Annotated in this window: 9 protein-coding genes; 5 read left to right on the top strand and 4 right to left on the bottom strand. The window is 63.9% G+C overall.

The genetic code is table 11. The annotated features are described in order from the left end of the window. Window position 1: 1 nt before the first annotated feature. Window positions 2-1,366 carry a phosphomannomutase gene (locus ABDK11_RS02965; RefSeq protein WP_346838821.1) on the top strand — a complete coding sequence of 455 codons (1,365 nt, stop codon included), beginning with the start codon at window positions 2-4 and terminating at the stop codon, window positions 1,364-1,366. 314 nt (window positions 1,367-1,680) lie between these two features. Here the strand turns inward: ABDK11_RS02965 and ABDK11_RS02960 are convergent, their stop codons facing one another. From ABDK11_RS02960 to ABDK11_RS02945, 4 genes are all read right to left on the bottom strand, one after another. Beyond that, window positions 1,681-2,526, bottom strand: coding sequence for a sugar nucleotide-binding protein (locus tag ABDK11_RS02960; protein WP_346838820.1), 846 nt, complete (start codon window positions 2,524-2,526; stop codon window positions 1,681-1,683). Window positions 2,527-2,541: 15 nt separating this feature from the next. Continuing rightward, a complete protein-coding gene (gene ssb / locus ABDK11_RS02955; RefSeq protein WP_346838819.1) occupies window positions 2,542-3,156 on the bottom strand; it encodes a single-stranded DNA-binding protein in 615 nt (204 codons plus the stop codon). 212 nt (window positions 3,157-3,368) lie between these two features. After that, entirely contained in the window at window positions 3,369-4,544 is a 1,176-nt protein-coding gene (locus tag ABDK11_RS02950; protein ID WP_346838818.1) for an MFS transporter, read from the bottom strand. 78 nt (window positions 4,545-4,622) lie between these two features. Next, complete coding sequence (locus ABDK11_RS02945) at window positions 4,623-6,056, bottom strand: mannose-1-phosphate guanylyltransferase/mannose-6-phosphate isomerase (protein WP_346838817.1); 1,434 nt, start codon at window positions 6,054-6,056, stop codon at window positions 4,623-4,625. 129 nt (window positions 6,057-6,185) lie between these two features. On the opposite strand from ABDK11_RS02945, the gene uvrA reads away from it, so the two are divergent. The 4 genes from uvrA to ABDK11_RS02925 all read left to right on the top strand — a co-directional run bounded on the left by uvrA (window position 6,186) and on the right by ABDK11_RS02925 (window position 12,248). Continuing rightward, window positions 6,186-9,014, top strand: a complete 2,829-nt coding sequence (uvrA, locus tag ABDK11_RS02940; RefSeq protein ID WP_346838816.1) for an excinuclease ABC subunit UvrA — start codon at window positions 6,186-6,188, stop codon at window positions 9,012-9,014. A gap of 33 nt (window positions 9,015-9,047) precedes the next feature. Further along, on the top strand, window positions 9,048-9,542 hold the full coding sequence (locus ABDK11_RS02935) for a GNAT family N-acetyltransferase (RefSeq protein WP_346838815.1): 495 nt from the start codon (window positions 9,048-9,050) through the stop codon (window positions 9,540-9,542). 313 nt (window positions 9,543-9,855) lie between these two features. Continuing rightward, window positions 9,856-10,737 carry an AraC family transcriptional regulator gene (locus ABDK11_RS02930; protein ID WP_346838814.1) on the top strand — a complete coding sequence of 294 codons (882 nt, stop codon included), beginning with the start codon at window positions 9,856-9,858 and terminating at the stop codon, window positions 10,735-10,737. Window positions 10,738-10,772: 35 nt separating this feature from the next. Beyond that, window positions 10,773-12,248 carry a serine hydrolase domain-containing protein gene (locus tag ABDK11_RS02925; protein ID WP_346838813.1) on the top strand — a complete coding sequence of 492 codons (1,476 nt, stop codon included), beginning with the start codon at window positions 10,773-10,775 and terminating at the stop codon, window positions 12,246-12,248. Window positions 12,249-12,441 lie beyond the last annotated feature (193 nt).

Below are 12,441 nucleotides of genomic sequence, written 5' to 3'. Positions count from 1 at the left end.
CGTGACTGAGCTGACCTGTTTCAAGGCCTACGACCTGCGTGGCCGCGTTCCCGACGAATTGAACGTCGATGTCGCCTACCGCGTGGGCCGCGCCTTTGCCCAGTTCCTGGGCGCCAAGCGCGTGGTGGTGGGGCACGATATCCGCCTGACCAGCGGCGAGCTGACCGACGCACTCGCCAACGGTCTGCGCGACGCCGGTGCCGATGTATTCCATATTGGAGAGTGCGGCACCGAGGAAATCTACTTCGCCACTTTCCACGGTCTGTTTGATGGGGAAAAGGCTGACGGCGGCATCTGCGTGACCGCCAGTCACAACCCGATGGACTACAACGGCATGAAGTTCGTGCGCGAGGGCTCGCGCCCGATCAGCGGCGACACCGGCCTGCTGGATATCAAGCGCCTGGCGGAAGAAAATGACTTCGCGCCGGTGGAGACCCGTGGCGAGCTACACCGTTACGCCCACCGCGAAGACTTCGTGCAGCACCTGCTGGGCTACGTGGACGCGGCACAGCTGAAGCCGCTCAAATTAGTCGTCAACGCCGGCAACGGCGGCGCCGGTGCGGTAGTCGACGCGCTGGCCCCACAATTGCCGTTCGAATTTGTACGCGTGCACCACGAGCCGGATGGCAACTTCCCCAACGGTATTCCCAACCCGATCCTGCCGGAAAACCGCGCCTCCACCGCCCAGGCGGTCAAAGACAGCGGCGCCGATTTCGGCATCGCCTGGGACGGCGACTTCGACCGCTGCTTCTTTTTCGACGAGCACGGCAACTTTATTGAAGGCTACTACGTGGTCGGCCTGCTGGCCGAGGCCTTCCTGCGCAAGCACCCGGGCAGCAAGGTAGTACACGACCCGCGCCTGGTGTGGAACACCCAGGACATCGTGCGCGCCAATCACGGCGAACCGATCGAGAGCAAGACCGGGCACGCCTTCATCAAAGAGCGCATGCGCAAGGAAGACGCCATCTACGGTGGCGAAATGAGCGCCCACCACTACTTCCGCGATTTCGCCTACTGCGACAGCGGCATGATCCCGTGGCTGCTGGTAGCAGAGCTGGTCAGCCGCAGCGGCAAGACCCTGTCGCAGCTGGTGGGCGAGCGCATGGCCGCTTTCCCCTGCTCCGGGGAGATCAATTCCAAAGTAGCGGACGCCGCGGCACTGCTGAAGCAGGCGGAAGAAAAGTACGCCCCGGACGCCGACAACGTCGAACACGTCGACGGCCTCAGCGTCGCCTTCGCCGACTGGCGCTTCAACCTGCGCATGTCCAACACCGAGCCGGTGGTGCGCCTGAATGTCGAGTCCCGTGGGGATGAGGCGCTGATGCAGGCCAAGACCAAAGAGCTGCTGGAAATGATTCGCGGCTGACGCGAACCTCTAAGCAACTCTTTTTAGGGCGAACCTTGTGTTCGCCCTTTTTCGTGGTGTGCGTTTTAGCTGGCTCAGTGGCAGTCCTGCTGCCGGAGACCTTATGCAGGACACGGGCTAGGCGCCCCACCTTAATACCTCCCTGTAGGCTTGCCCATTCGACAAGTGCTTACAAAGTTATCCGCTTCAAATTGAAAGTAAAATGCTGGGTGTACCGCCACTGAAGCCGGAGCAGAGCAATCCCAAGCACCAGTAACGAAAAAGGGCGAACACAAGGTTCGCCCAATCGAAAGAAATTACCCGCGGAATAAGCCCTAAGCCCCGCCCTGACGCTCCGCCTCCAACCGCTCCAACCACAACTCCACCTGCCGGGTCAGCCCCTGGCGCCAGCTGCGTTGCTGGATGCCGAACACATCGCGCAGCTTGTCGCAGGCCAGTACCGTACTGCGATCCTCTTCTTCCGGCAGTGCTTCCAGGTCCACTGTGAAATCGTCCTCATAGAACGACTGGGCCCGCTCGACTACTTCACGGGCAAACTCCAGCGCGGTGCAACTGTCCGCCGCGCCGTAGTGGTAGACGCCGCTGGTCGGCGCGCCACTGGCCAGCTGCTGTGCCATCGCCACCGCCACCCGGGTCAGGTCGGCGACGGGCACCGGGCTGCCGCGGCTGACGTCGTCCAGCGCGATCGGCTGGCGTGCCACCAGGCCGCGCAGGATACGGCCGAGCAGCGCATCCTCGCTGCGGTCGACCATCCAGCCCAGGCGCAGCACACTCAGCTGGGCGCTATCGAGCAGCGCCTGCTCACAGGCCAGCCACTGCAACCCCGCCTCGCTGATCGGAGCCGGCTCGTCCTCCTCGTCGTAACGCTTGCGCTCGCCGCCGGCGAAAACCAGGTAGGAGGAGAGGTGCAGCAGGCGGCAGTCCTTCTGCGCCAGCTCCCGGCAGGCGCGCAGCGCCTCAGCCATGGCCCCGCTGCCTGCGCAGGCACTGGCGTTGATCACAATCGCGTCGGGACGCAGCTCATCGAGCTGGTCGACACCCAGCAGTTGCGCGCGGAAGCCCACGCGCTGCAGGCGCTTGTGCAGCGCGCCGTCGATAACACTGCCGGCACCGATGACGGCGACGGAGTCCGGCCGGTAGCCGGTATTGAACTCTGCCACTGTTGCGGGCGCGGCTTAGAACGGGATGTCGTCGTCGAAGCTATTGTCGAAGCCGCCGGCCGGCGCCTGGTTAGGCTGCTGTGCTGGCTGCTGTGCTGGCTGCTGCGCCGGCTGCTGGGGCTGGTTGGAAGGCGCCATCGGCGAGGGTGCGGAACGGCCCTGATTGAAGCTGTCCGGACCGCCCTGCTGGCCGCCAAAGCCGCCGCCCTGCTGCTGGCCGTAACCACCGCCCTGCTGCTGATCGTAGCCGCCCTGGCCGCCCATTCCTTGACCATAACCGCCCTGGTCACCGCGGCCGTCGAGCATCTGCATCTCGCTGGCGACGATCTCGGTGGTGTAGCGGTCCTGGCCGGAGTTCTTGTCCTGCCATTTACGCGTGCGCAGGGAGCCCTCGATGTAGACTTTGGAGCCTTTGCGCAGGTACTCGCCGGCGATCTCCGCCAGGCGATTGAAGAACACCACACGGTGCCATTCGGTACGCTCCTGCTGCTGGCCAGTCTGCTTGTCCTTCCAGCTCTCGGAGGTCGCCAGGTTGACGTTGGTCACCGCCCCGCCGCTGGGCATATAGCGGGTTTCCGGGTCTGCGCCCAGATTGCCGATCAGAATTACTTTGTTGATACCCCGGGCCATGGCCTTCTCCTAGTCGTGTCTTGCTGCCCGGTGTCAGCCGGGCCGGTGATCTGAAATTTGCTGAACATTAACCCGGCACGCGAGCGCCTGCGGGTTGGGAATGCTGGGTTGCACTACACCGCCCGGGGATGGGCGGTGTATTTTGTCCAGCAGCATACAACAGACGCCGCTGCTTATTAAGACGTCAATTTGACCAGTGCGCCGCGATCCGTTTAGCCGGCCTGCGTCTCGGCGGAGGGGGTGCGCAGCAGCCACCACAGCAGCGCCCACACCAGCAGCACGACAAAGCCCATCACCGCCACCGCGCTGGCCCCGCCGTGACCGTAGAGGTCACCACCGAGGCTGCCGCCGGCGAAGGTGCCGAGGAACTGCAGGGTGGCGTAGAGGCCGGTGGCGGCGCCGCGCGCCTCGGGCGGCGCGGTGCGGGTCAGCTGTGCCGGCAGCAGGGCCTCGAGCAGGTTGAAGGCGATAAAGAACACCGCCAGCAGGGCAATCATGGCGGCACCGCTGAATCCCGGCAGCAGCGCCAGACTGCCCGCACCGAGGCCGACCAGCGCCACCGCCAGCGCCTGGGACACGCGCCCGCGACGCTCCGCCATACGCATCAGCGGCAGCATTACCACAAAGGCGCCAGCCATCAGCGGGCCGTACAGGCGCCAGTGCTCGGCACTGGGCAGGCCGAGCCGGTCCACCAGCAGCAGCGGCAGCGGTACGAACAGTGAAGTCAGCAACAGGTGGGCAAAGAATACCCCGCAGACCAGTTTCCAGGTTCCGGGGCTCTGCAGCAGCTGGCGGAAGTTGCCACGGCGCACCCCGATGCGGCGCTCGCCCGGGGCGGGGGTCGGCACCAGGCGCCACACGAGCAACATACCCACAAGTGCCAGCGCCGCGGTGACCCAGAAGATCGCCGACAGGCCTCCGGCACCGGCCAGTGCCGGACCGATGATTACCGCCAGCATAAACGCCACGCCGATGGAGGCGCCGATCACCGCCATCGCCTTGCCACGGTTTTCGTTGCGAGTGAGGTCCGCCACCAGGGCCATGGTGGCCGCCGCGATGGCGCCACAGCCCTGCAGCACACGGCCCGCGATCAGGCCGTACACGGAGTCGGTCATCGCGGCCACCACACTGCCCAGGGCAAATACGGCCAGCCCCACGAAAATGACCGGTTTGCGGCCGATCCGGTCAGACAGGGTGCCCAGCGGGATCTGCAGCAGCGCCTGGCTGAGGCCGTAGGCGCCGAGGGCGAAGCCCAGCAGTGCCGGCGTGCTGTGCTGGTAGTCTTTGCCGTACACCGTCAGCACCGGCAACACCATAAACAGGCCGAGCATACGGAACACATAGAGAGAGGCGAGGCCCGCGAGGGCGCGACGTTCAATAGGGTTCATAGGGTGATCCCAGGTACAACGTTAACGGGCGGGCATTGTATCAGCGCCGCTCGCGCCCACGCGAATGCGGGTTTTGCGCTAGGATCTGCCGTAATCGTCGTCGAAACGCACGATGTCGTCTTCACCGAGATAACTGCCCGACTGCACTTCGATGAGTTCCAGTGGAATGGCACCCGGATTTTCCAGCCGGTGTTTCACCCCCAGCGGGATGTAGGTGGACTGGTTCTCGGTCACCAGCAGCTGCTCGTCGCCGCGGGTCACCTTGGCGGTACCGCGCACGACAATCCAGTGCTCGGCGCGGTGGTGGTGCATCTGCAGCGATAACTGCTGCCCGGGCTTGACCACGATGCGCTTGACCTGGAAGCGGGGCCCGGCGTCGATGGAGTCATAGTAGCCCCAGGGGCGATAGACCTTGCGGTGGCTGCGGGCCTCGCTGCGGCCGCTGGCCTGCAGGCGCTGCACCAGCTTCTTGACCTCCTGCACCCGCCCCTTGTCGGCGATCAGCACCGCGTCATCGGTATCCACCACCACCAGGTCGCGCACCCCCACGAGCCCCACCAGGCGGCTGTCGGCGCGCACCAGGCAGCCCTCGCTCGACTCCGCCAGCACATCGCCGTGCAGCAGATTGTCGTTCTCGTCTTTGTCCGCCAGCTCCCACAGCGCCGACCAGGAGCCGACATCGCTCCAGCCCGCCTCCATCGGCACCACCGCAGCGGCCTCGGTTTTCTCCATCACCGCATAGTCGACCGATTCCTCGGCGCAGGCGGCGAAGGCCTCTGCATCGACACGGGTGAAGTCCAGGTCGCCGGCGGCCCCGGCGAAGGCCGCGCGGCAGGCGTCGAGAATATCGCCGCGATGCTGCCCCAGCTCTTCCAGGTAGCGCGAGGCACGGAACAGGAACATACCGCTGTTCCAGCTGTAGTCGCCACTGTCGAGATAGCGCGCGGCGGTTTCCGCGTCCGGTTTCTCGACGAACTCGGCCACCTTCCAGCCGCCGGTGCCCAGCGCCTCGCCACGGCGGATATAGCCGTATCCGGTCTCGGCGCAGCTGGGCACGATGCCGAAAGTCACCAGGTGCCCGAGGGCCGCCAGCTCCGCCGCCGGCGCCAGCGCGCGCTGGAAAGCGGCGACATCGGCGACCGCGTGGTCCGCCGGCAGCACCAGCAACAGCGGATCTGCGTCGCCCTCACCCGCATTCTCGAGCGCCGCCAGCGCCGCCAGCGCAATGGCCGGCGCCGTGTTGCGCGCGCTGGGCTCCAGCAGGATCTTCTGCGCCGCGCGGCCGACTTCCTGCAGCTGCTCGGCCGCAGCGAAGCGGTGCACCTCGTTGCACACCAGAATCGGCGCCTGCACCGGAACGCCGCCAACCGGCGCCAGGCCGTCGAGGCGCCGCGCAGTGGCCTGTAACATCGTCTGCTCGCCGGCCAGCGGCAGGAACTGTTTCGGATACGCTTCGCGGGACAGCGGCCACAGGCGCGAGCCAGTGCCGCCGCAGAGGATTACAGGGATCATGGAAATCGGCTTGTCGTCGTAATTTTGCGGTGGGCAATTTTGGCACAGTTGACAGCCGGATTATACTTGGCTGTTTTTCCGGCGGCGCTGCGCCGCCGGCTCATTCTTTAATACCAAAGAAGGTAGAGCGTGGACACGATTTACGTACGGGGTGCGCGCACCCACAACCTGAAGAATATCGACCTGGATATTCCCCGCGACAAGCTGATCGTCATCACCGGGCTGTCCGGTTCCGGCAAGTCGTCGCTCGCCTTCGACACCCTCTACGCCGAGGGCCAGCGCCGCTATGTGGAATCACTGTCGACTTACGCGCGCCAGTTCCTGTCGATGATGGAGAAGCCCGATGTGGACACCGTCGAGGGCCTGTCGCCGGCGATCTCCATCGAGCAGAAGTCCACCTCCCACAACCCGCGCTCTACGGTCGGCACCATCACCGAGATCTACGACTACCTGCGCCTGCTGTTCGCCCGCGTGGGTGAGCCGCGCTGCCCGGAGCACGGCGAGCCGCTGCAGGCACAGACTGTCAGCCAGATGGTGGACCAGGTGCTGGCGCTGCCCGAGGGCAGCAAGATCATGCTGCTGGCGCCACTCGTGCGCGACCGCAAGGGCGAGCACCTGCACGTATTCGAACAGCTGCGCCGTGACGGCTTTGTGCGCGCGCGCATCGACGGCGTGGTCTGCGACCTCGACGACACCCCCAAGCTCGACAAGCGCAAGAAACACACCATCGAGGTGGTGGTCGACCGCTTCAAGGTGCGCGACGACCTGCAGCTGCGCCTGGCGGAATCCTTCGAAACCGCCCTCACCCTGACCGACGGCATCGCCTCGATCAGCTTTATGGAAGGCAAAGAGGAGGACCGTATGTTCTCCGCCCGCCATGCCTGCCCGGTATGCGACTACTCACTCAACGAACTGGAACCGCGGCTGTTCTCGTTCAACAACCCGGCCGGCGCCTGCCCCAGCTGCGACGGCTTAGGGGTGAAGCAGTTCTTCGATGAGGACAAGGTGATCATGGACCCGGAGAGCAGTATCTCCGAGGGCGCCATTCGCGGCTGGGACCGGCGCAATATCTACTACTACCACATGCTCGACTCCCTGGCCGGGCATTACGGCTTCGACCTGGACAAACCGTGGAACAAGCTGCGCAAGGCGCACCGCGAGGTGATACTGCACGGCAGTGGCGATGAAGTCATCGACTTCAGCTACGTCAACGACCGCGGCGACGTGACCGTGCGCCGCCACACCTTCGAGGGCATCATCCCCAACTTCCAGCGCCGCTACCGCGACACCGAGTCGCAGTCGGTACGCGACGAGCTGGCCAAGTACCTCAGCACCCAGAACTGCCCCGACTGTTCCGGCACGCGCCTGCGCCGCGAGGCGCGCAACGTGTTCATCGACAACCGCACGCTGGCGCAGATTACCGAACTGCCGGTGGGCGATGCCTTCGATTACTTCGATCACCAGCTGCAGTTCCAGGGCGCGCAGAAGGAAATCGCCGACAAGATCCTCAAAGAGCTGCGCGACCGCTTCCGCTTCCTGGTGGACGTGGGTCTGAACTATCTGACCCTGAACCGCAGTGCCGAAACCCTGTCCGGGGGCGAGGCCCAGCGTATCCGCCTGGCCAGCCAGATCGGCGCCGGCCTGGTGGGCGTCATGTACATTCTCGACGAGCCGTCGATCGGCCTGCACCAGCGCGATAACGAGCGCCTGCTGGCCACGCTGACCCACCTGCGCGATATCGGCAACACCGTGATCGTGGTCGAGCACGACGAGGACGCCATTCGCGCGGCGGATTTTATCGTCGATATCGGCCCCGGCGCCGGCGTGCACGGCGGCGAAGTGGTGGTAGCCGGGCCGGCGGAAAAGATCACCGAGTGCGAGCGCTCACTGACCGGCCAGTACCTGTCCGGCACCAAGCAGATCGCCGTGCCCGAGGAGCGCTATGTACCCGATCCGGACTTTATGCTGGAGATCAAGGGCGCCAGCGGCAACAACCTGCAAGACGTCGACCTGCAAATTCCGGTGGGGCTGTTCACCTGCGTCACCGGCGTATCCGGCTCCGGTAAGTCCACACTGATCAACGCCACCCTGTACCCGCTTGCGGCCACTGCACTGAACAAGGCCACCACGCTGAAGGCGGCGCGCCACAAGGCGGTACATGGCATGGAGCATTTCGACAAATGCGTCGACATCGACCAGAGCCCGATCGGCCGCACCCCGCGCTCCAACCCGGCCACTTACACCGGCATTTTCACCCCCATCCGCGACCTGTTTGCCGGCACCCAGGAAGCGCGCTCGCGCGGCTACAAACCCGGCCGCTTCAGCTTCAACGTCAAGGGCGGCCGCTGCGAGGCCTGCCAGGGCGACGGCGTGATCAAGGTGGAGATGCACTTCCTGCCGGATATCTATGTCCCCTGCGACACGTGCAAGGGCAAGCGCTATAACCGCGAGACCCTCGAGGTGCACTACAAGGGCAAGAATATCCACGAAGTGCTGGAGATGACCGTTGAGGACGCGCGCGAATTCTTCGATCCGGTACCGGCCATCGCCAAGAAACTGCAGACGCTGATGGACGTGGGCCTGTCCTATATCAAGCTGGGACAGGCCGCGACGACGCTGTCCGGCGGTGAGGCGCAGCGGGTCAAGCTGTCGCGCGAGCTGTCCAAGCGCGACACCGGCCAGACCCTGTACATTCTCGACGAGCCCACCACCGGCCTGCACTTCGCCGATATCCAGCTGCTGCTCGACGTACTGCACCGGCTGCGCGACCACGGTAATACCATCGTCGTGATCGAACACAACCTGGACGTGATCAAGACCGCCGACTGGATCGTCGACCTGGGGCCGGAGGGTGGCTCCGGCGGCGGGCAGATTATCGCCACCGGCACACCGGAAGATGTGGCGGAAAACGCAAGCTCCCATACCGGGCGCTTCCTGAAGCCAATGCTGGATCTGTAACGGCATCGCGATTGCCGCACAAGGAAAATAACAATGCTCGAAACCGAACGACTGCAGCTGCGAAAATTTACGCTCGACGATGCGCAAGAGTACTTCCAGCTGAATTCCAACGCGGAAGTCGTGCGCTACACCGGCCAGGCCCCGCTTGCTTCCGTCGCCGAAGCCATTGAGGTACTGAAGCAAGCGCCGCTGCGCGACTACCAGATTCACGGTTTCGGCCGCCTGGCCTGTATCGATAAGGACAGCGGCCGGCTGATCGGTTTCTGCGGTCTGAAATACCTGCTGGAAATCGACGAGATCGATATCGGCTACCGCTTCCTGCCCGAATTCTGGGGGCGCGGACTGGCCACCGAAGCGTCGCTGCTGGTGATGGATTACGGGCGCAGCGTGCTGGGGCTGAAGCGCATTATCGGTCTGGTGGACCCGGACAACCTCGGTTCGGTCAATGTGCTGAAAAAACTCGGGCTAGAATTCGAGCGCAAGGTCACACTCAACCCCGAAGAAGGGGAAATGGACCTCTACGCCTAGACCGCACCGGCCCGGAGGTCACCTCCGGGCCGCAATCACACGTTAATCACTTCCACTGTCCCTTTGCGGTATGCAGCCGCTAACGCCGCGACGAGTGCTTGAGCAGATCCACCCGCCCGGGGTACAGATCCCGCCATTGCTCGCTCTCGAAACGTTATGCCCGATCCGTACAGCACGGCGAGCTTGCATCCGGGACGGCGTCTTATTACGCCCCCTTGCGGCATAGCTACAGTGCATCCGAATCCGCACCTTACGACCTCTAACCAATTAGCGTCACGATTCGACCGTCATTCGCTTGAAAGAGGCCACGCCCATGTCTACCGCCAGTCCACTCTCCCGGGAAAAGCGGCCCGGTCCACAAATTCTGCGAGAAATATCGGGCAACGGGTTTGCGCTACAACTGGCGCAATACCCCGCTGGCCACCGGCAGAAATGGCACAGTCACAACCACCACGGCATCAGCTTTCTAATTTCAGGGGGAATACGCGAGCGTGTGCAACGATCTGAAGAAGATGCCACGCCCTACAGCCTGGTTATCAAACCGGCGGGCGTGTCGCACTGCGACTGGATAGGCCCCACCGGTGCGCGGCTGGTGCAGATCAAATTCACGGCAGATTGCCAACTGTGGCCGGCGTCGTGTATCGATGTGGATAAAAACTGGCGCTGGCTGCACAAGGGGCCCGCCCTCAGAGAAATGCTCAGCCTGCTCGCCCTGCTGCTGTCAAATTCCAGCGCTCCCGACAGCATCGCCGAAGAAGAAACCGTCAATCTGCTGGCCGGCGTCACCGGCATGGAGGCTGTTGCACGGGGGCCGGCGCCTCGCTGGCTGCGCTGGATCAAACAGCAGCTGGACGACACCGCGCGGCTCTCTCTCAGTGTACGTCAGCTCGCCGACCGGGCCGGCGTGCACCCGGTCTACCTCGCGCGCGCCTTCCGGCGCCATTACGGCACCTCCATTACCCAATACCGCAAACGCGCGCGCTTTTGCCTGGCCGCCGCCACCCTGAGCCACTCCGGTAGCAATCTCTGCGAAATCGCACATGCCTGCGGCTATACCGACCACGCCCATTTCTGCCGCGACCTGCGTACGCTGACCGGATCGAGACCCGGCTCGATCCGCGCTCTGCTTTCCCGGGTTTCATCTGTACAAGAAACGCGTTGCCAGCGGCATTTAGACTGGAAAACGGATCAATGACAACATAACCAGAATCACCACAGGGACTTTTCAACATGATGCCAGTCAGAGCCATTGGTTTTTTCCTGATTTACATGCTGGGCGCTACCGCACAGGCAGCCGATTGGCGCACGGAGGTGACCGGCTTCGGAGATCGCCTGGTGGCGCAGGGCGCAGTACCGGGGATGGGTGTCGCGGTGGTGCGGGGCGACCAGATCGTATACCGGCACGGCTTTGGTATCGCGGATTTAGAATCTGGCCGCACGGTGGATAACGACACCTACTTCTACATCGCGTCCAGCACCAAGGCCCTGACCGCCACGGCCGTCACGCTCGAAGCCGCGCGCCACGAACTGGATTTGAGCGCGCCGATCACCGACTACTTACCCGAACTCAAGGGCACCGCGTGGGATACCCAGCGCGTAACCCTGGATGATTTGCTCGCCATGCGCGACGGGATGAAAGACCGCTGGCCAGTGGTCTTCCGCACCGCTTACAGCGGCGACTTCACCCGCAGCAAATTAATAGAGCTGCTCAAGGACTACGAACCCGCCGAACACGGCAAAACGTTCGAATACACCAATCTCGACTACAACCTGCTCGGCCTGGTACTCGGGCGAAAAGGAAAAAACAGCTGGAAACAGGCGGTGGAGCGCGAGGTACTGATACCGTTGCAGATGTCGCAGACCAGCGCCGACCTGTCCGCTCTCCCCGAACGGCAGATCGCCCTGCCCCATACCATCGCTACAAGCGCAACCAGCCGTATCCCGCTACTCAAGGCAGATGCGAACCTGCACGCGGCGGGGGGGCATTTTTCCACGGCCTCCAGCCTCGCGCGCTTTGTCGCCGCGCAGATCAGTGGAGGAATTGTCGACGGAAAGCGCCTGTTACCCGCAGGGCCATTGCGGCAGACACAAACGCAGCATGCCCGTCAGGATCGGCAATTTGGTGACTACCACCGCACCGGTTGGGGTTACGGGTGGGATATCGGCGACTACGATGGTGAGCGATTGCTGCACCGCTTCGGTTCCTTCGGCGGCTACCGGGCGCATATGTCATTCATGCCGGACCGCTCGGTTGGCGTGGTGGTACTCGCCAACGCCAACACACCCGCCGTCGACCTGATGGCCAGCTATATCTACGCCCAACTGCTTGAGCGGCACGGGGCGTCGGCGCGCTTCACGGTCAAATTAAAGCAGTTCGAAAAGCAGCTGGCGGCCTATCGGGCGCATTACCAGGCTGATATGCACAAACGCCAACAGCGCGCGGCGCCGCTTGCCCACCCACTCGAGGCCTTTACCGGCACGTTCGAGAATGCCGAACTCGGCACAATGGACTGGTATCTTGGCAAGACAGGGTTGGAAGTGCGCGCGGGCATTGCCCACTCGCGCGCCGAAATATACAACGCCGCCGATAATGCTTTTCGCATTGAGGTGACCGGCAGTGGTAGCGTCGCACACTTTCTGTTCGACAAGTCCGGCCATGTCAGCGGGGTGCGCTTTCTCGACCGCGTCTTTGCCAAGCGGCCGTGAGCGCCGGAGAGGGCGGCAGAGATCTTCTGGGGATTGACGATCGCGCAGGCTCTCGACGGACCGGCGCGGCAAGCTTCGATCTGCGGGCGCGTCCAACCGCGGATCCGTGCGCCGCGCCAGCGCGACCGCACATTGGGATGTGACACCCTGTTCGCGCCGATGAGGCCGAATATCCGCGCTGCACGGCAATCGC

Source organism: Microbulbifer sp. SAOS-129_SWC, from assembly GCF_039696035.1.
Taxonomy (GTDB): Bacteria; Pseudomonadota; Gammaproteobacteria; order Pseudomonadales; family Cellvibrionaceae; genus Microbulbifer.
The sequence above is the reverse complement of the archived record's forward strand: the minus strand, read 5'-3'. Positions and strand labels throughout refer to the sequence as shown.